Here is a 19,583-nt window from a genome sequence, read left to right as displayed (position 1 = left end):
TATGAACCAACTGCTTGAAAAGCCACACCAAAATTTTTGAAGATTTTGGTGTAAGCTATTGATATTTATAATATGGTGGGCCCGGAGGACGTGTTCAGACTGTTGATTTCATTATATTTTTCGTGGGCACATATCGACGAACCTTCCCGTATAATTCCGTATGGTTCTGCCGCAGGCATGCAAGCTGCCGCCCCTAAACCGCCTGATAGGCTCCCGCCATGGCGGATCGGCAACGCCGCCGCCTGCCTTATAGGCCTCACGGCCGACAAATCGGACCAGCCGGTCATTGCCGCGCACATGGGCGTTGGTAAGGAACGAGCGGATACTGCCCGGGTTACGGCTCCATACATCCTACTCGAACCACGCCGCCTCTTGTGCCATGTGGTCGTCGCTCACCACGCTGGCCCTGGCCTTCTTAAGGGTCATCGGCCTGCATATCATCGAGGATGCGCGGCGACAGGGTCGCCAGTTTGAGCCGCTGGCGCACCGTGACAACGGAGTTACCGAAGCGCGAGGCGATGTCCTCGGCGGCCATGCCCTGTTCCACAAGGTCGCGGTAAGCAATGACGTGTCCACCGGGTGCATGGCCTCCCCCCGGATCTGCACGGAGCGAAGTGGAGGAGATGAGGGAAACCGCCAGCGGCGGCTTGCTGGGAGAGAGGGCCGCGCGCCTATTTCCGGTCAAACAAGAAACGTGCCGCTAGGCACATCCGTCTCGGTGCAGCCGTGCCGCGTGAGCGTCCGCATCAAAGAAGGGCGTATAAGGCAGAAGCACCGAGATGCCCGTCAGCGGGATCAAGTCAGTTCGGTGCGGGAGAAAGTTCGTGGCCCTGAGACCGGTTAACGGGGCGGCCGTAGGAGCATCAGCATAGAGCCGCCGTCAGGCGGGATGCGGGGCCTACCGTCCCCGGCGAAGGGTGCCGTTCAGGATTCCATCCATGGAATTTTTTGGTCAGGACAAGATCGATGGCGCGTTCCGATCCTGAGCGCAGAGGCCGGCCTAAGAACGGCCCATCGCAAACACGGAATTCCGGGTTTCAGGATTTCAGGATTTCAGGATTTCAGGATTTCAGAAGGCGATGCCACCTGCGCCGTTTCGGTGTCTATGCGCGAGACGGTGAAGGCACCGGTCGGCAACGGCCGAAGTAGTATGTGTTCTGAGCAGGTCATATTGAACTAGGCCATGCGTCGCTCACGCCGCAGCATCTGGCGATCGTGATAGGGTGCTACGTCTGGGTTCCAGCGATCTCTGATGGCAAGCGCTCGTGCATAAGCCAGAAACCATATTGTTGATAACCGGTCGGACACTACTGGTTGGTAGCTTGACTCGATTGTTCGCAATGCGTGTGTTTGCGCAGGCGACATATTGGGGGTGCCATCATGGCTGCTGGGCTTTTGCGCGCGGGCGTTCTGACGCTCGGGCTTTTCGTTGTTGGTTGGAGCCTATCCGGCCAATTATACGCCCAAGAGCTCAACACCGAACCCGAACAGTCCCCAGCATTACCTCAGCCGGCCCCCGGATACGGCAATAGCGGTGGCGGCTTTAACGAACAGGCACCGAACGACCCGTCGAGTACGGCGAGCGATGACAAACCCGCGGTTGAGGAGCCCAACGTTGACGACGGCCTTGCCGAAATGCCAGCCCCGGATGCCGCCGAGGCACAGGCGTCGGCTGCCGCCGCAGCGGTGTCGGGCCCGATCATTCCCGACAAACTGGAAGGCACAATCGAAAAGCCATCAATGCCTGGCGAGATGGATAGCACTGGCAACCTCACTTACGACATTCCCATTGAAGTGCCGGCGTTCCGAGGTCTCGAGCCCTCCATTGCCCTGAACTTTAATTCTTCCCGCAAGACCAAAACCGGTGGGCTCTACCAAGGCTGGCTGGGCTATGGCTGGGGGCTCGACGGTTTCGACGTCATCGAGCGAGCAAGCCCGGGTTATGGACTTCCCGATTTCGACGCGTCTGATATTTATCTTCTCAACGGTGCGGAACTTGTGCCTTGCGCACAAGCTGCAGCCGGCGCACCCTCTTGTGCCGCTGGTGTGGGTGGGACGCATGTAACTGAAGTCGAGAGCTATCGTCGCATCGCCCTCACCGGCTCCGGTCCGTCAAGCTTATGGAAAGTGACGGATCTCGACGGAACGGTTTCGACCTTCAAGACAATTGCTGCATTGTCGGGGGTGACGCCGACGTCCGGCACACCCGCTTACAACTTGGCAGTCAACCGTTGGCTGCTGGCGGCGGTGACGGACACGCACGGCAATACGGTCTCGTTTGCTTACGCATGTCCCGATATGGCGGCATCGCCACTTACCGCAGTCTGCTACCCGAATACCATCAGTTACACTGGCGCCGTCATCACCTTCTACCGGGAGGCCCGGGCCGACGTGATTTTGATGGCCAATGGCTACGATATCGCGGCGACCAAGCAGCGCCTCAAGACGATCAGCATCAGATCCGGCGGGGTTTTGCGCTCTGCCTACACGATGACGTACGACCAAGCACCATTTTCCAACGCCTCACGGCTGATGCTGGTCGAGTTGCACGGCTTGCACGGCGATGCCGATGCGACGGTTTCGTCGGCAGGCGTGGTTTCCGGCGCCGTCAAGAAGCGCATTGCCAGTTTTGACTACCTGGACACGACAGCCAGTTACGTCGACGCACCTCTCGATGGCTTGCTGCCTTATACGGCGACACCACCAAACCCTGTCCAGGGTTCGACACGGGTGACGGGTGGGCTGCAAACAGCAAGCGATTTGAACTTCGATGGCAAGGATGAACTCGTCGCCACCGTCTCACCGCAAAAGTGGCAGGTTATTCCCGGCGGGGGTGGAGGGGGATACTGGACTTCAAATGGTGCTGCTTCCCAGTTCCATCTGATCTTCAATGCCAGCGGCACGATAACGAAGCGAAGTCCCTCCAGCTTGAATGTCCCTCTAACTGGCGTGCCGTTTGACGCAACTTATCCAGATGGAACAACAAGCTTAGCGGGGAGCAACCGCTATCTGGGGCGCTTTGATGCTGCGAGGGTGTTCAAGGACTACGCCATTTCAACCACGACAAAAACGGTTGCTCCTGAAGGCAGCAATGGAACACCAGGGCCGACTACCTTCAGGCGGAGAAATGCCATCTCCAAAACTGATGCCGACCTCGACGGCATCGGTTATCCCTGTGCTACAGCACCAGCCATCTATTCTCCTGTCTGCGCAAAGCTGCCACCTGAGATTAACGATGCGAGCAGCCTCGGCTCGCCGGTTCCGGTCTTTGTTGCTGATATGGAGGGCGACGGTATCGACAGCATTTATCGCTGGGTCGATCCGCGCGGATCAAGCTATCTGACGCGATTTTTGGGCGTTGGCGATTTCGAAGCCAACGGCCGCCAGCGGATGCTCACGTCGGATGGGACTGCCGAGCCCAATGGCAGCGCCTGGAAATTCGGGATGGCTGCGCCGGTAGCCGATTGCGCAAAACCTGTACCGTTTCCTCAAAGCCAGGGAACAATCACGCTGCATTCCTGCGCTTTGGTCGACATTAATGGCGACGGAGCAACAGACGTCGTTCGTTACTATGTCAGCTTCGTGCAAACCATCGACGGCAAGCGTCACGAGCCGGCTGACAGGCGGGCGTACGTTTATCTTTCAACGGGAAATTCGTTCAAGGCGCTCGCATCGGGCAGCCAAGGATACTTCACCATTTCTGGGCCGCCGAAATTTACCGACTACGACGCAGACGGCAAAACAGACATCATTTTTGGGCCGGAAAATTTCGCTGCAGGAAATACGCTTTACCAACAAAAGGTCTATGCACTGCAGTTCGGCGCGTCGAACCTGCTCGTTCAGTACGCACCGCTCACCTCGATGAGTGGCGATCAAATACACGATTACAATGGCGACGGTCTGCCGGATTTCCTGCGAGCAACACCAAACGGCGTCCAAGGCGTGGAATGGGCACTTAAGCTATCGGCACCCAGTTCGGGACGACCGAACATGTTGCGAACGATCGTCAACGAACTAGGTGCAATCATTTCTGCATACTATTCGCCGTCATCCTACTGGTCCAACGGCTACATGCCTGACGTGATGCACCCCGTGACCAAGCTATCGGTTAGCGACGGCCGCGATCAAATTGCAGACACGAGCTACACCTACTTCGGTGGAAAATACGATCCAAAGTCACGAAAGTTCTTCGGCTACCAGAAGATCGTCGAGACCAAGCCGCTCGCCAATGGCGAGACCGCCGCTCCGACCGTCGAGACGACCTACCGGCAGGATGTTGCAAGCTACGGCCTACCGGAACTCACGGTCTTCAAGGACGGCGCTGGCGTGGTGAGAAAGCAGGTCGACGAGACCTGGAGCGTCAACGCGGCGTCAAAACCTTATTGGTCTAAAAACACGAAAACAGACACGAGGTTGACGGAGCAGGTTACGCTGCCCCTCAGGGTGGAGCGCGCTTTCGATCAGTGGGGCAATCTCTATGATGAAAAGGATCATGGCCGGACGGATTTGTCAGGCGACGAACGCCGAACTTATCGCTTCTATATCCCCAACACAACGGCTTTCATCACGTCATTGCCAAGAAGCGAGGCGATATTCAATACCTTCGACAGTGGCGCTGATGCGGTCCGTTCTGACTATTTTTATTATGATGGTGCAGTCACCTATCTCGCATCGCCAATCAAAGGCAACGTCACCAAAATCCAGCATGTGAATAGCTCACAGGTCGACGTTTTCGAGAAGTTCACTTACGACGACGACGGCAACCAACTGACGGCGATCGACGGCGCCAACAACGTCACCGCGACAAACTATGATCCTACCTACAATCTTTATCCGACCTTGGTGCGCAGCCCGCGCTATTTCGCCAATGGCAGCCTGCCGGCCGACGTCAGGCACAAGACCACGGCGCTCTACAATCCCGCCTGTGGCCTGCCTTCCGAGCGAATCGATCTGAATCTTGTCCGACACACCTACACCTACGACCCGTTCTGCCGGTTGGCGGAATACAAGAACATGACGACCGGCAACTACCGGAAGATCACGTACTACAACGAAGGCAATCCCGCGAGCCAGAGCCGGTATGTCAACGAACCGCTGCCTAACAGTGGCATAGAAGCCAGCACCGCGATTTATTACGACGGTCTTGGCAGGATATGGCGTGAGTTTGCGCGCGGCGACGTCGCCTCCGTCAATCCCGTGCGCCTCATCGAAACCCAGTATGATCTCCGCGGCAATGTCGCGAAGAAAAGCCATCCCTATTTCTATCCTCCCGACCCCACCAAGTCGCCGCAATTCACGACGACCACCTACGACTGGGCCGACCGGCCGTTGAGGGTCGTAAATCCGGACGGCTCGGATCGAGAGTACGATTATTTCCTCTATCCCGCGATGTTGCCCAACATCGCCAACGTGCCGCTTAACGCGGTTTATCTCGTCGATGAGCTCGGCCGCGGCACCTACAGCTATTTCAACAGCTGGGGCGACCTGATCCGCACGACCTGGATGATGGCTGACGGCAGTGAGCAGGTCGAACTGCATACTTACGACCAGTTTCATCAACTGATCAGGGTGCGGGACAATGGTGGCGCGGCCTGGGCCTATGCCTACGACATGCTGGGCAACCGGCTGTACGCATCGGATCCTGATCTCGGATTGTGGACCTATAAATACGATCTCGCCAACCGGCTGATCGAGCAGCAGGATGCCCGCGGCCGGGTGACGATGATGAGCTACGACCAGCTCGGTCGGCTGCTGAAACGCTGGGTTGTCTCGACCGGCGAGGTGCTGGCGGAAAACACCTATGACGAACCGCGCAGCACCTTTGCCAATATAGGCCAACTCACCACCACAAAAAACGCAGCAGTCACGCATATCATCGACTATCACCCGAGCGGCGCCGTGACGCATCGCGAGGTCGAGATCGACGGGGTCGTCAGCGGATTCGCCTATTTCTTCGATGACGGCCACAAGCCGATCTGGCAGAGATACGGTCCGGCGCCTTACGTCGACATCGGCTCCAGCAACGCCAAATGGACCTACACCGCCAACGGGCAGCTCGATTCCATTCCAGGCTACATCACCTCGACCGAGTACGAAGCCGACGGCCAGACCAGAAAGATTACCTACGCCAATGGTGTGACCACTGAATTCTATTACTCCCCCACTCGCCGCTGGCTGACCGCCATTGCGACAAAGAGTGGAAACGGCTCGGTTCTCTTCAACACAGTTTATACCCGCGACGCCGCCGGCCGCATCACCGCCATCAACGGCGCAGCCGCCGTCGATGACTGGACCTACACCTACAACCATCGCGACTGGCTGTTGTCGGCGAACAATGCCGGCAACAATGCGCTCGACGAGGTTTTTTCCTATTCGGCCAACGGCAATCTGCTCTCCAGGGACCGGCTGACAGATTTCGGCAAGGGCGACTTCACCTATCCGGCGATGACCTCAGCCAAACCGGTGGGTGGCCTCCCCGGGCCGCACGCGCCGACGAAACTCGGCGCCGCGACCTTCGTCTATGACTCCAACGGCAATCTGACGTCCGATCCTTCCTATACGCCAGGCACGCGCACCTTCACCTGGGATGCCGCCAACCGGCTGTCCAGGGTGAACATCGGCAGCGCCGACACAAGCTTCTTCTACGGGCCCGACGGCGCGCGGGTGAAGAAGGCGCATTCACTTGGCGCCGTCACGCTTTACCCTTCCGCCGATATCGAGATCGACGCGACGGGAGGCGCCGCGGCGATCGGACCCAACGACATCACCCGCTATCCGCATCCGGACATCAGGGTCGTCGGCACGCAGAAATTCTGGCTGCACCGCGATCATCTGGCCTCGGTGCGTCTGGTCACCAACGAATCGGGCGCGGCGACGGAGAAGGCCATCTACGCCGCCTATGGCGAACGGCTCAAAACCGACGGCCTAGCCGAAGCCGACGCCATCGCCCGCAAGAAGGGCTATATCGGCGAGCGCTACGATCCCGAGACCGGGCTGCAATATCTCAACGCCCGCTACATGGATCCTCACTTCGGCCGCTTCATCTCGCCCGACGACTGGGACCCGGCGCTGCCCGGCGTCGGGACGAACCGGTATGCCTATGCGCTGGATGATCCATCAACAAGAGCGATCCAAACGGGCATGCATGGCCGGAAGCCTTTATGTCGCAGGATGCACGCGACGAACTAAACGCTGCGAACGCTGAAGTTCATGACGAGCTTGCCGATCAATTTGAGGAGCAAGGTCAAGCCGACTTAGCCAATGAGCACCGCGCGTTAGCCGACGGGCTCCGCGACAAGGTGGGTTCATCAACGACCGGAACCGCTGTCAGAGAAGGCCTGGATGTGTTGGGGTGGCAACCGCAGTGCCCATCGGCAAGGGCGCGGGTTTTGTTGCCGGTCTTGCGACCCAAGCTGTAAAGATGCAGGAATAGCACGCGCTGTTGATCGATCTGGTGTGGCGATCATCAACAAATCGCTGGCAGGAAAGGTTCATCCCGTAACAGGGATACGCTACGACGGGCTTGGATTTCCGATCTTTGATGGCCAGACGGTCAAGATCGGCAAATTCCGGAGCCGGAGGCTTGATGAAATTGCTGCCAATAGAGCCTTGGGGATCGAGCGAAAGCCTCGTGGTTATACATCGCATCATCACCAAGACGGCAAGACCATGCAGTTGGTTAAGAGCCAACCCCACAAAAATACGAGCCATTCAGGTGGGTTCTCGATCTCGCAGAAGGGCGGCTATTCAGGTGGCGGCGGATTGTGGGGGGCGATCAAATCAGCCTTTGGATTTTGAACTGAAAGGTAAGAGTTGTGGTCCTTGTCATTGACGACCCAGTCGCACGACCTGCTTCTGAGGAACTTGTGGATGAGTTTGAACGCCAGACCAGGCTTCCTTTGCCTGGTTCTTATCGGGACTTCCTGCTGAAGCACAATGGCGGTCACCCAGCGCCCGATTTTATTGACATGCCGCCCGAAGACGATTTTCCAGCTCAGTTTAATGTTTTCTATGGTTTGGACGCTGACGAATGGTTCGACGATGCTTGGACAAAGTTCAAGTTTTTCGACACCTGGATTCCGTTCGGCCTACTCATGTTCGGCGCATTAAGTCTCGAATGCGCCGAACTGTGCTTTGACTTTCGGAGATGCCCCGGCTCGTCGGTCTATACTCGCTTCCGCAATTTTTTGTTCGGCAGTGAGTTACTCGACCCAATGAAAGAAAATATTCCGGTGAAGTTCTTTGACTGGCGGTATTTCAATGAGACTCGAAAATTCCGAGAGAAAGGCCTGATGCAGCGCACGTTGCTCTCGGCCAGCAACTACTGGCAAAATTGAGCGCGGAACCAAAGGACTGGCAGCTTGAGGCAAATAGACCGCCACGGCTACCTACCCTGGTTCAGCGGAGGATTGCAGAGTTAGGTCGGAACTAGGCCACCGGAGTGGCGTTCCATCAGTCTTACCATGAAATACGCAACAGCTTTTCTGCGGAGAGGCAAGAGTAGACAGCGCCCCCAGAATTGCGAAAGCGTGGACCAAGATCGTCCGGAGCGAAAACGCACGTAGCCGCAACAAGGATTGCCTCCGCGTCCCCTCTGACTGCCGCCAACAGTCCATCTCCCCACAATTCCTGTGAATAGCGCAAATGAAACGCCACCGGCGCGTGTCTACCGGACCCGTGCGCCGCTACACTGGCATACCGGGTTGGAAAGTCTGTCGGGATGCGGATTTGGGTAGGGGGTCTGGCGTTTCTGCTGCTGGCGGTGGCTGGCTGTAACACCTCGCCCGTCAAGGACTCCTTCTCCGATCTCGTCGACGGGCTGCATGCCAAAAACTCGCCGCTGCGTTCCGGCAGGGGCGGAACGCAGCGCGTCAGCACGGCCCGACAGGCGGCCGCGGGCTTTTCCGGCGCCGAGCACATGGGGTCCGGCAGCTTTGTTTCGAGCAACGCGCCGACGCTGGCCTCGGTGACCACGCCCGACGGCGGCCAGGGGTTCGAGCTGAACCTGGTCAACGCACCGGTCGTCGAAGCCGCGAAGGTGGTGCTCGGCGACGCCCTCAAGGTGAGCTATGTCGTCGATCCGCGCGTCACCGGCACTGTGACGCTCCAGACATCCTTGCCCGTATCGCGCGAGGCGCTTTCCGACATCCTGGAATCGGCGCTCATCGTCAACGGCGCGGGCATCGTGCGGCGCGGCGGCAGCTACCAGATCGTGCCGATCGGCGAAGTGCTTTCCTCGACGCCTTCGGTCAGCGTGCCTTCCGTCACTCCCTCGGGGCCGGGGGTCAAGGCGCAGGTCATCCAGCTCCAATACATCGCCGCCGACGAGATGAAGACGCTGCTCGAGCCGATCAGCCGCCAAGGCGCAATCCTCAAGACCGACCCCAACCGCAACCTGATCGTGATCGCCGGCAATTCCAACGACCTGTCGGCCATGCGCGAGGCGATCTCGGTGTTCGACGTCGACTGGATGCGCGGCATGTCGGTCGCCATCCACCCGCTCACCACCTCCGAGCCGGCCGCCGTCGCCCAGGAACTCGACACCATCTTCGCCACCAAGGAAGGGCCGGGCGCCAAGCTGATCCGTTTCGTACCCAACGCCCGCCTCAACGCCGTGCTCGTCATCACCTCGCGGCCCGCCTATCTGCAGCGTGCGGCAGGCTGGATTGCCAAGCTCGACAGGATCGCCCGCACCAATGACGACCAGATGTTCGTCTACCAGATCCAGAACCGCCCGGCGAAGGAACTGGCCGACGTTTTGAAGGCGGTTCTAGCCGGCGGTTCTTCGGGCGCGAACCCGGCTGCCGCCGAGCCGCCAGCCGTCGCGCCCGACCTTTCCCCGACGATGGTGTCGACCGACGGGACCACGACCGGCGGCACCGACGATCCGTCGCTCGCCGCGCGCATGGGGATAGAGCAGGCGTCGGCCGCCACATCCTTTGCCTCCGTCGCCTCCAATCTGGCCGTCACGGCGGACGTCGAGAACAACGCGCTACTGATCCAGACGACGGCCAGGGAATATGAACGCATCGAGCGCATCCTGAAGCAGCTCGACGTGCTGCCGACGCAGGTTCTGCTGGAAGCCATCATCGCGGAGGTGACCCTGACCGATGACCTCAAATTCGGGCTGCGCTGGTTCTTCGAGAGCGGCGATTTTCAGTGGTCACTCTCCGATGTGGCGAGCGGTTTTGTCGGCGCGTCGTTCCCGGGCTTTGCCTGGACCTATGCGACCAACGACGTCAAGGTGACGCTCAACGCGCTTTCCAGCGTCACCGACGTGAATGTGGTTTCGTCGCCGACGCTGATGGCGCTGAACAACCAGAAGGCGACGCTGCAGGTGGGCGACGAGGTGCCGATCGTCACCCAGCAGTCGACTGGCACGGGCTCGGCCGACGCGCCGGTCATCAACTCGATCACCATGCGCGACACCGGTGTCATCCTGAACGTCACGCCGCGCGTCAACAGCTCCGGCCGCGTCATGCTGGACATCGAGCAGGAAGTCAGTGCGGTGGTGCGCACCACCTCGTCCGGTATCGATTCGCCGACCATCCAGCAGCGCAAGATAACGACCCGGGTGCTGGTGAACGATGGCGAAAGCCTGGCGCTTGGCGGCCTCATCCAGGAGAAGAACAACCTGACGCGCGGACAGGTGCCGATCCTCGGCGATATCCCGATCCTCGGCAATGCCTTCAAGAACAAGACCGATAGCATCAACCGCACCGAGCTCATCATCTTCATCCGGCCGCGGGTGGTGCGCGATATTCATGAAGCGCGCGATGTCACCGCCGAATTTCGCGAAAAGCTCACCTTTGAGACGCCGCTTAAAAAGCGGCGCGGCGGCGCCAACCGCACCGAACAAGACTTCAAACGGCTGGCCTATTGAGGACGAGAATGGGTGTCACGCTCCTTTTCGGCATCGTGCTGGCAGCAATCCTCGGCGCAATCGCCTGGATCGACTTCCACAAGATGATCGTTCCCGATGTCCTGAGCGCACTTCTTGCGGCCGGCGGGCTTGCCTATCAGTGGGCCATCTTTCCGGAAACACTTTGGCTCCAGGCGCTTTCGGGCCTCGTCGTGTTCGCCGCCTTCTGGCTCATCCGCCGTGTCCATGCCGTTCTGACGGGCCGCATCGGCCTCGGCCTCGGCGATGTGAAGATGGCCGGAGCCTCGGCCATCTGGATCAGCCCCTGGAACCTGCCGCTCTTTGTTTTCGTGGCGAGCTTCTGCGGGCTGGTCTTCGCAATCGGCCGGTATATGCTGAACGGACGGCCCGCAGCCGCGCGTCAGCCGTTCGGTCCGTTCCTCGCCGCCGGTCTTTTCCTGACGTGGATCGGGGAGCAGCAAATTCCGTATCTTCGTGGATTGTGAGACGACGATGAACATGCCTTGCAAAACCGGCAATCGCGCCATCCGAGAGGGCCATCATCCCCAGGCCGGATTCACGCTGGTGGAGATGCTGGTCGTGCTGGCGATCATCGCGCTCATCACCACGCTGGTCGCTCCGCAGATCCTGCGCTACCTCGGTTCTGCGCGCGTCGATGCCGCGCAGGCGCAAATCCGCAACATTTCCAGCGCCCTGGAGCTCTACTACATCGACAATGGCGGATATCCGACCGAGGAGGAAGGCCTGCAGGCGCTGGCGGCGGCGCCCGGCTCCGCGACGCGCTGGAACGGTCCCTATATGAAAGGCATCGACAAGCTGGCCGACCCGTGGGGTCACCCATACCTCTACGACAACAGCGGCACCGCCTTTGTCGTCCGCTCTTTCGGACGCGACGGCAAGGAGGGCGGCGAGGGCCTCGACAAGGATCTCACCAACTAATGCATCGCCCGAAAGTGTCCCTCGGTTTCGGGACAACGACATGCATCAAATCGAGGAATCTAAAGCGCGGCCGCCAAATCCAATTCGGCGCGACGCGCTTGAGGCTCAGTACTCCACAGGCCGCTCAACCGGCGGCGTGCCGGCAGCCAGTTTGAGAATAGCCTGACCTGTCGCCGTCATTGTCTTGCCGTTCCGTTCCGCGACAAGCGTGATCCGCACGGCAGCCGGCAACCCCGCGCGATTGTTCCAGGTTTCGCTCCACAACGGGGAATGTGTCGCCATATCGTAGCTGAGATACTGGAATTTGAGAGCCGAAAGGTTGCCTGCCAGATCGACCGAACCGGTCGCTGCGGTGCGGGCCGTTTCGTCGACCCGGCGCGGGACAAAATCCTGGACAAGCGTCTTCAGCGGCTCGCCGCCTTGCAGCGAAATCCTGGTCTCCCGCAGGCCGAACGACAGGGTTCCTTGCCGCGCAATGGTCACGAACCGGAGTTCCGACGCGTCGCCTTTGAACGAAATCCGCTGCTCGACATAATCCTCCACGAATGTCAGTGGCATGGCGTTGCCGATCGATGTTTCCAGGTAACCAGCCAAGGCATCCAGTTCCATCTGCGCCGAAAGATCGGTCTGGATCCGCTTCATGGTGCGGAACTGGCCGATGAAGGCAACCATAAGACCCGACATCACGGCAAGCAGGATCAGCGCCACCAGCATGTCGATCAAGGTGAAGCCGGCGTCCCGGTCGGCTGGTGGGGGAAGCGGCCTGGCATCGCTGGTCGTCATTCCGGATTGCCCGCCGGCAACGGTTCGGGTTCCACCGCCAGCATGCCGTCGGGAGCCGGCAGGACGCTGACATAGGTGGCAGACTTCGCCCCGTTCCGCGGCGCGACTTCGATGATGACCTCGACAGGTCCGGCAACCTCGCCGCTCGAAAGCGGGCGGATGCCGGCCTGCCAGGAAGGGCCGCTGGCGAGCAAAGGCTGGCCCTTGTAGGCCTTGAGAAGGCGCGGCAGCTCTTCGCTCATCACGCGCTTGACCAGCACCGTTTCCACCGCGTTGTTTTTGGCGCGGCTCAGGCTTATTCCGGCCTGCGACACAGACTGCACCGCCAACCCCAGTCCAAGCGACAGGATGACGAAGGCCACCAGCATTTCGATCGTCGAGAAACCGCCGTCCTTCCCGCCGCCGTCCATGATCATCGGTCCTTGAGCATGGTCGGCACGCCGGTGAGCCACGGCACGACGACGCCGGCGGTGTTGTTGCGCCGGTCGGCGAGAACAATCCTGGCGCCGCTCGAACCGCCATCCGGGAAAAACAGCAGCGTCGCCGTGCCGTCGGCGGCGATGAGTTCCTGTCCGATCAGCAGCAATGGCGTCAAATTGTTCGGGATGGCGACGGTCTGCCTGGCGACCGCATAGGAGACTTCCCGCTTCTCCATGTCGAGGTTCATGGTTTCGACCGTTCCACGCGAAATCGCGTTGGTGCGGGCCTTCAGAAATACCGATTGAAGTTCGTAGGCGACAGCCTCCGGGTCCTTGTCGCGGCCGCCGCGGCGCAGCGTCGGCACGGCAAGTGCGGCAACCGTCGCCAGGATCACCAGCACCACCATCATTTCGAGCAGGGAGAAGCCTTGCTCTCCGGTTCGGTCGGCGAAGCCGGTCGCGTCACACCTCATTGGACGGCGATCTCGTTGATGCTGAGCAGCGCCGTCATCACCGACACGACGAGGCCGCCGATCATCAGCCCGAGGCCGATGGTGATCGCCGGCGTCAGGAAGGTCACCATGCGGTCGATCGAGCGTTTCAGCCGTGTTTCGACCAGCACCGAAGAGCGCTTCAGGAGCAGCGGCAGGCTGTTCGATTCCTCGCCGATGCCGACGAGGGTGAGCGTCGGGCCGTCGAATATGCCGGTTTTGGCGAATGCCGCCTGCAGGCGCTCACCGTTCGCCACATTATCCCTGACGCTTTCCAGGCGCTGCCGCATGTCCGGCACCGTGCAGGTCAGCGCGGAAAGCCTGAGCGATTCGATCATCGCGACGCCGTTTTCGGTGAGTAGCGACAGCGTATCGAGATAGCGCACGACCGCGCTTTCCCGCCGCACGCGTCCGATGACCGGCAGCGCCAATCCGGCTCTCGAAAGCAAGACCCGGCCGGCAGGTCGCCTCAGCAACAGGAAGATGCCACCGATCACGGCCACAAGCGAGGCCAGCACCGCCGATCCGTTCTCGGTCAAAAGCCTGCCGAACCCGGCCAACAGCTTCACCACAAGCGGCTTCTCTACGGCCCCCGACTCGAACACCGGCTCGATCGCCGGCATCAGGAACAGCGACAGGAAGAGGAAGGCGCCGATCACCATCAGCACTAGGAAGGCCGGATAGACCAGCGCCTCGATGATCGCGGAGCGGCGCTCGGCGCGGTAACGATAGCCTTCCGTCATGCGCGCGATCACCTGAGCGATCCTGCCGCTTGATTCACCGCTGGCGATCATCGCGGTCATCTCTGCCGGCAGTTCCGGCAGCGTCGCAAACGCTTCGGAGAAGGACTTTCCGTTGGCGATCTGGTCGGAAATGGCGAGCAGGCGGGTGCGGTTGCTGGGCGAAGCTTCCGCCGACGCGACGACGCGCAGCGCCGCCGCAATGTTGAAACCCGCGTCGAGCAGCACGGAGAGTTCGGCGAGCAGCTTGGTCAGGTCGGTCTTGCGCCGGAACATCCACCAGGACGACGATGCCGTCGTGGCCGTACCGCCGGCGGCCTTGGCGTTCACTTCGTCCAGCGCGAACGGCCGTTTGTTCGACTGCGCCAGTTTGCGCGAAGCGTCACGGCGGTCGGCCGCTTCGATCACGCCGGTTTCCGGCGAACCGTCCTCGAGATAGGCGCGGTAGGCGAAGGAAGCCACGGTCAGGCCTCGCCGAGTTCGATGACGCGGCGCACTTCCGCTTCCGTCGTCACGCCGTCGCGGACCAGGCCGCGGGCATGGTCGAGCAGCGACAGCATGCCTTCCTGCCGGGCCGCGGCGTGGATGTCTTCCTCGCGCGCACCGCTGTTGATCAGCGCCGCCGTCTTCTCGGTCACCGGCAGCATCTCGTAGGCGACGACGCGCCCCGAATAACCGGTGTTGCGGCACGAGGGGCAGGCGGCCTGCGCCGGCGACGCGGCCGGTTTTGCAGAGCGGCCCTTGCATTGCGGGCAGGTGCGCCGCAGCAGCCGCTGGCCGATGACGCCGCGGATCGTGGCGCCGAGCAGATAGCTGTCGATGCCGATATCGGTGAGCCGCGTGAAGGCGCCGGCGGCGCTGTTGGTGTGGAGCGTCGACAGCACCAGGTGGCCGGTCAGCGCGGCGCGGATGGCGATTTCCGCCGTCTCGCGGTCACGGATTTCGCCGACCAGGATGACGTCCGGGTCCTGGCGCAGCACCGAACGCAGCGCGGTGGCGAAATCCAGATCGATCGCCGGCTCGACCTGCAGCTGGGTGACCCCCGCCAATCGATATTCGATCGGGTCCTCGACGGTGAAGATCTTGGTGTCGGTCGAGTTGCGTTCCTTGAGCAGCGAATAGAGCGTCGTCGTCTTGCCGCTGCCGGTCGGGCCGGTGATCAGCAAGATGCCGTTCGCCGCATGCGACCATGCCGAAAGACGGTCGCGCGCCTGCTGGTCGAAGCCCAGCGCGGCAAGCTCCAGTTTCACGCGCGAGCGGTCGAGGATGCGCAGCACGATAGCCTCGCCGTGGACGCTGGGCACCACGGAAACGCGCAGGTCGATGTTCTGGCCGCGTACCACGACGCGCATGCGGCCATCCTGCGGGATCCGCCGCTCGGCGATATTCAGCTGCGCCATTATCTTGATGCGGGTAACGATGCCGGCGTGCAATGATCGCGGCGCCGTTTCCACCGGAGTCAGCATTCCGTCGAACCGGATGCGGATGCGGACATTGTCTTCTTGCGGTTCAACATGGATATCGGTGGCGCCGCGCTCCACTGCCTCGTTGATGACTCTCGTGACCAAGCGGACGACCGGTGCTTCGCGCGCGATATCGCGCAACCGGTCGATGTCGTGGGCGGTGGCCTCGCCATCGAACTCGCCGATCCGATCGTCGCCGCCGGCTTCCGCCGGCAATTGCAGCATCTTGAACTGCCCGGTGATCTGGCTGCGGGTCGCAATGCGCAACGTCGGCGTACGGTCGAAATGAAAAGCCAAGGCGTCGATCACCCCGCCGGAAAATGGATCGCAGGTTGCGAGCAAAAGCGTGTCAGGTTCGAGGGCCAGAGGAATGATGGCGTTGTCCTCGCAAAACTGCAATCCGGCAGAGTTGATCAAAGCCTGATCGAGGTCAGCAAAATCTCCTGGGCCGGGTAACTTGAGGAAGACGGTTAAGTGACTGGCCAACTCGTCTTCGCGCAACAGGCCAAGTTCGGTCAGCACCGTGTCGAGCGGATGGGTTGTGGAGGCGAGTGCGTGAGAGGCTCGGCCGGCGCCTTCCGACGACAAGACATCCGCGGCGACGAGATACCGTAGAAATTCTTCGATATTGGCGCGGGCTTCCTGGATGGTCATCGGGTAGCCACCAACTCAGCGATGTCGCGTTGCAACGAGCGTGGGCAAGGATGCGCAGCCTGGGTCGGCCGTCCGCCGAAACTCGTCTCGAACAGAGGTTCGACGCGCCTGAACGGCGGGTTTGGCGAGGAAGACGGTTCGGCGAGGAACCCGGCATAGCCCTTTGCCGCCCTGGCCTGGTCTTGCACCGCGACTTCAACCGCAAAAATTCGCATCGAGCTGCCGCCGGCGCCGTCATCTGCGGGTAACCTCAACAGGCCGGCGAGTGCCGCCGGTGCTCGCGATGCAGCCACGGCACTCTGGCCGGAGTGCACGGTGAACGCGCGGTGGAGATCGGCAGGCTCCAGACTTGCAAGAGGCTTCAGATCGGACAGTTCGATCACGGATTCGAAGGGGCCGCTTTTCAGACCGCCAGTCACCGCTATGGCCGGGCGGGAATCCTCGGGCTGATAGCTTCGGTACTTGACGATGGTCTCGGCGGCGGTGGCGGCGCCCGTCACAATGCCGATCGATCGCAAGCCGACGGCCAACGTCGCTTCGTCGGCGACGTTGAGATCGATCAGCCCAGCCTGGTCCTGGAGCCTTATGCCGATCGTGTATTTGCCGGCGGCGCATGAGACAGGCGAGGAGTTCGGCGGCAGTTCGGCCAGCAATGCAGCGCCGTCGTTGCCGATGACCCGCAGGGCGACCAGCGTCGACAGACCGTCGGCCATTGTATCGAGGCGGGACTGATCGCGGGTGTTCAAGGCAATCAGGAAAGTGGTGCGCGCCGCCACGGCGAAAGGCGCGACCACGGCCGCGACCAAAAGCAGGAACACCAGCACCGCTATCAGCGCGAACCCAGATTCGGGACCATTGGCGGCTGGCAGTACGGAACCGGTCATTGCCCGTCGCCTGGGCCGCCGGAGATGGGATACAGCGTCACCATGAAGGTCTCTTCGTCGCGCGCCATCGTCACGGCCTGGTTGTTTATGGAGGCAAGGATCCAGCCATCGAGATTGTCGCCCTCGGAATACCAGCGAACGTCCGGGTTCTCGACGAGCCCGAGCAATGCGCTTTTTGTTCCGCCGGAAATGCTGATACCGACAAGCATGAGATTCGGCTTTGGCTCCGGTTGCGTAGGAGGTTCGGACTCCGCCCCGGCAAGCAGCGCGACCTCGTCGCCGACAACAGGTGCCGCAGTCACCTCGGGCGGTGGCGCCACGAAAGGACGCCGGTTGGCGTGAAACAACGGGCGGAGCAGGGTTTCGGTTGCCTGCAGTTGAGGCAGGTTATCGCTGCCGTTGAACAAGGAACTGTCGGGTTGCAGCGCCGGGGAGCCAGCTTCGGAGATGACCGCCGATACATCCACCGGTCGTTCCATCCAGCGATGGTTCAGCCAGCCCATCGCGCCGAGCATGGCGGCCATTCCTGTGAGCACAAGCAGCCTTCTCATGGCGCCGCCTTTTTTTCCGGCGCCTTGAAGTCCTGCCTGAGGGCTCCATAAAGGCGAATTTGCACGGAGATATGCGGCGCTTGCGTTGCGCCCGGCAATTGATCCGGCCCACTCAGCCAGATCGACGCTTCGCGGATGATCAGCGGCTTCGACGTTTCGATCGCAAAAATCGCGTTGTGCACGGCATCCACCGTGCCTGAAAGATCAGCTCGGATTCCGACATACCGAGCACCGTCGATGTTCAGGTCGGGAACGTTGCTGGCCGACAGGAGATTGACGTTTCGTTCGCCGACCATTGCGGTCAGCCTCGTCTGCATGTTGCCGCGCACCACGGCCTCGCTGTCGCCTTCGAGAAAATCCTCGCGCTCGGTCGGCAAGGCAGTGTTGCTTTCCTGGACCAAAAGCGGCTTCAGAGCCGCGATCGCTTGCAGCCGACCGACGGTCTCTCGCTTTTCAAGGACGTCGGCGCGAAGGCCGATCAGCGATGACACGGCGATCCAGGAGGAGGTGGCAACAGCCGCAAGAATGGCCAAAAACAGCAGAAGTGCTATTAGACGCCGCGTCCGCAACGGTGCATTGATCACCCTGGAGATCGGCGCTGCCATCAGCGTTCCAATTCCATCTCGATAGTGAAACGCTCACCTTCCGTGCCGATCGCCTTTGCGACCGGGGCGGTGAAGGTCGGACCGGCGAACAGCGGTGAGGCATCGAGAAGGGCAATCAGCCCGGCCGCCGATTTGGAAATGCCGGTAAAGGTGACCTTGCCGCCGTTGACCGACAGATCGCTGATCCAGGAATTGTCGGGAATCACGCGCGTCATCTCCTCCCATATGCGGACTAACGGTATCGCCTGCTCTTTTTGCGCACGAACGCTCTCGATACGCTCAATCTGCTGTTTGCGCTGCTCGGCCAGCGCCCGAACGGCCTTCACCTCGACGTTCAGCGTTTCGATGGTCTGGTCGAGTTGGCTGAGCCCGCTGGTGTAGCGCCATTGCGCGTGGGCAAAGGTTGCCGTTGCACCGACGATGCACGCGACGATGCCCGCTTTCAGCAGAGTGCCGGCAGTCGCGTCGCGTCGCGTCCGCCGTGTCAGGAACCGGTAGTCGTCTGGATCGAGTTCGATCGTCTCGTCGCCATTTCGAACCTTTACGGCGGCCAGTCGGGCCGGCGCGCTTTCGACCGCCGCGACAAGCGGGACGAGCACCTTTCTCTTGACGATGAAATAGCGATGTCCGGGCCTATCTCTGTCGCCTCGCGCGAACAGCGGCACGACGCCGGCGGGTTCGAGTGGCGTCGACAGCTGGATGTCGAGCGCGGCCATGTTTCGGGCGCGGCGCTTTGCCAACCGGAATGGACTGAGCTGCCTCTCAAGATAGCATCCGGGCTCGAGCACAAGTTCCACCAGCGGCCTTCCCGCGCGCTTTTCCAGGCGGACCAGCCGGCCCAGGGCGTCGGGCAGTTCGTGCAGGGAGACCTCGGCGATATTACCATCGGCTTGCTGCCGGATGCGGGCCACCGACTTGCCAACGCCCACGATGGTGTGCGGACGCCGGTCACTGCGCAGCCGGGCCGGCAGCATCCGGACTAGTTCATCAAGCCACCAGTCGCGGAAATCGGCGATGTCGGTTGCAAACGGCATAATCATGTCGATCCGCATCTCGATCCCCAACCCGTTGCCTATCAGCGCGATGCTAGCAAATCTTCCGACGCAGTTCACGCTGGCACAAGCAGATACCCCGCAAAACCACAGGAATCATCGCGCGAAATTTGTTTGTTG

15 protein-coding genes are annotated in these 19,583 nt (G+C 61.0%); 6 read left to right on the top strand and 9 right to left on the bottom strand.

Annotated elements, in window-relative coordinates; translation table 11 throughout:
- The first annotated feature begins 1,380 nt into the window (after nt 1–1,380).
- From OHD58_RS24795 to gspG, 6 genes are all read left to right on the top strand, one after another.
- Nucleotides 1,381–7,188 (top strand): RHS repeat-associated core domain-containing protein, encoded by a 5,808-nt coding sequence (locus OHD58_RS24795; RefSeq protein WP_263806297.1) that lies wholly within the window; start codon nt 1,381–1,383, stop codon nt 7,186–7,188.
- A 267-nt stretch (nt 7,189–7,455) separates the two neighbouring features.
- Nucleotides 7,456–7,797 (top strand): HNH endonuclease, encoded by a 342-nt coding sequence (locus OHD58_RS24790; RefSeq protein WP_263806296.1) that lies wholly within the window; start codon nt 7,456–7,458, stop codon nt 7,795–7,797.
- Nucleotides 7,798–7,814: 17 nt separating this feature from the next.
- On the top strand, nt 7,815–8,336 hold the full coding sequence (locus tag OHD58_RS24785; protein WP_263806295.1) for an SMI1/KNR4 family protein: 522 nt from the start codon (nt 7,815–7,817) through the stop codon (nt 8,334–8,336).
- 383 nt (nt 8,337–8,719) lie between these two features.
- Nucleotides 8,720–10,882 carry a type II secretion system secretin GspD gene (gspD, locus tag OHD58_RS24780; protein WP_263806294.1) on the top strand — a complete coding sequence of 721 codons (2,163 nt, stop codon included), beginning with the start codon at nt 8,720–8,722 and terminating at the stop codon, nt 10,880–10,882.
- 8 nt (nt 10,883–10,890) lie between these two features.
- Nucleotides 10,891–11,367, top strand: coding sequence for a prepilin peptidase (locus OHD58_RS24775; protein WP_263806293.1), 477 nt, complete (start codon nt 10,891–10,893; stop codon nt 11,365–11,367).
- 13 nt (nt 11,368–11,380) lie between these two features.
- Nucleotides 11,381–11,821, top strand: coding sequence for a type II secretion system major pseudopilin GspG (gspG, locus tag OHD58_RS24770; protein ID WP_412177290.1), 441 nt, complete (start codon nt 11,381–11,383; stop codon nt 11,819–11,821).
- A gap of 105 nt (nt 11,822–11,926) precedes the next feature.
- On the opposite strand, the gene OHD58_RS24765 is transcribed toward gspG, so the two are convergent.
- Genes OHD58_RS24765 through OHD58_RS24725 form a run of 9 tightly spaced genes read right to left on the bottom strand, consistent with a single transcriptional unit; the run spans nt 11,927 to nt 19,385 of the window.
- Nucleotides 11,927–12,604, bottom strand: a complete 678-nt coding sequence (locus OHD58_RS24765; protein ID WP_263806290.1) for a general secretion pathway protein GspJ — start codon at nt 12,602–12,604, stop codon at nt 11,927–11,929.
- A complete protein-coding gene (locus OHD58_RS24760; protein WP_263806288.1) occupies nt 12,601–13,014 on the bottom strand; it encodes a type II secretion system protein in 414 nt (137 codons plus the stop codon). Before OHD58_RS24760 ends, OHD58_RS24765 begins: the two co-directional genes overlap by 4 nt.
- A 2-nt stretch (nt 13,015–13,016) precedes the next feature.
- Complete coding sequence (locus OHD58_RS24755) at nt 13,017–13,496, bottom strand: prepilin-type N-terminal cleavage/methylation domain-containing protein (RefSeq protein WP_263806287.1); 480 nt, start codon at nt 13,494–13,496, stop codon at nt 13,017–13,019.
- Nucleotides 13,493–14,716 carry a type II secretion system F family protein gene (locus tag OHD58_RS24750; protein WP_263806285.1) on the bottom strand — a complete coding sequence of 408 codons (1,224 nt, stop codon included), beginning with the start codon at nt 14,714–14,716 and terminating at the stop codon, nt 13,493–13,495. The genes OHD58_RS24755 and OHD58_RS24750 overlap by 4 nt, the downstream gene beginning before the upstream one ends.
- A 2-nt stretch (nt 14,717–14,718) precedes the next feature.
- Nucleotides 14,719–16,371, bottom strand: coding sequence for a GspE/PulE family protein (locus OHD58_RS24745; RefSeq protein ID WP_263806283.1), 1,653 nt, complete (start codon nt 16,369–16,371; stop codon nt 14,719–14,721).
- Nucleotides 16,368–17,255 carry a general secretion pathway protein GspK gene (locus OHD58_RS24740; protein ID WP_263806282.1) on the bottom strand — a complete coding sequence of 296 codons (888 nt, stop codon included), beginning with the start codon at nt 17,253–17,255 and terminating at the stop codon, nt 16,368–16,370. Before OHD58_RS24740 ends, OHD58_RS24745 begins: the two co-directional genes overlap by 4 nt.
- Entirely contained in the window at nt 17,252–17,770 is a 519-nt protein-coding gene (locus tag OHD58_RS24735) for a hypothetical protein (protein ID WP_263806281.1), read from the bottom strand. Before OHD58_RS24735 ends, OHD58_RS24740 begins: the two co-directional genes overlap by 4 nt.
- A 32-nt stretch (nt 17,771–17,802) precedes the next feature.
- Nucleotides 17,803–18,411: a type II secretion system protein GspM gene (gspM, locus tag OHD58_RS24730; protein WP_263806280.1), complete on the bottom strand. Its 609-nt coding sequence runs from the start codon at nt 18,409–18,411 to the stop codon at nt 17,803–17,805.
- Nucleotides 18,411–19,385: a PilN domain-containing protein gene (locus OHD58_RS24725; protein WP_263806278.1), complete on the bottom strand. Its 975-nt coding sequence runs from the start codon at nt 19,383–19,385 to the stop codon at nt 18,411–18,413. Before OHD58_RS24725 ends, gspM begins: the two co-directional genes overlap by 1 nt.
- Between the last annotated feature and the right edge of the window lie 198 nt (nt 19,386–19,583).

It is taken from the genome of Mesorhizobium sp. ZC-5, assembly GCF_025753855.1.
In the GTDB taxonomy this organism is placed as follows: domain Bacteria; phylum Pseudomonadota; class Alphaproteobacteria; order Rhizobiales; family Rhizobiaceae; genus Neomesorhizobium.
This window is presented reverse-complemented; position numbering and strand designations above follow the sequence as displayed.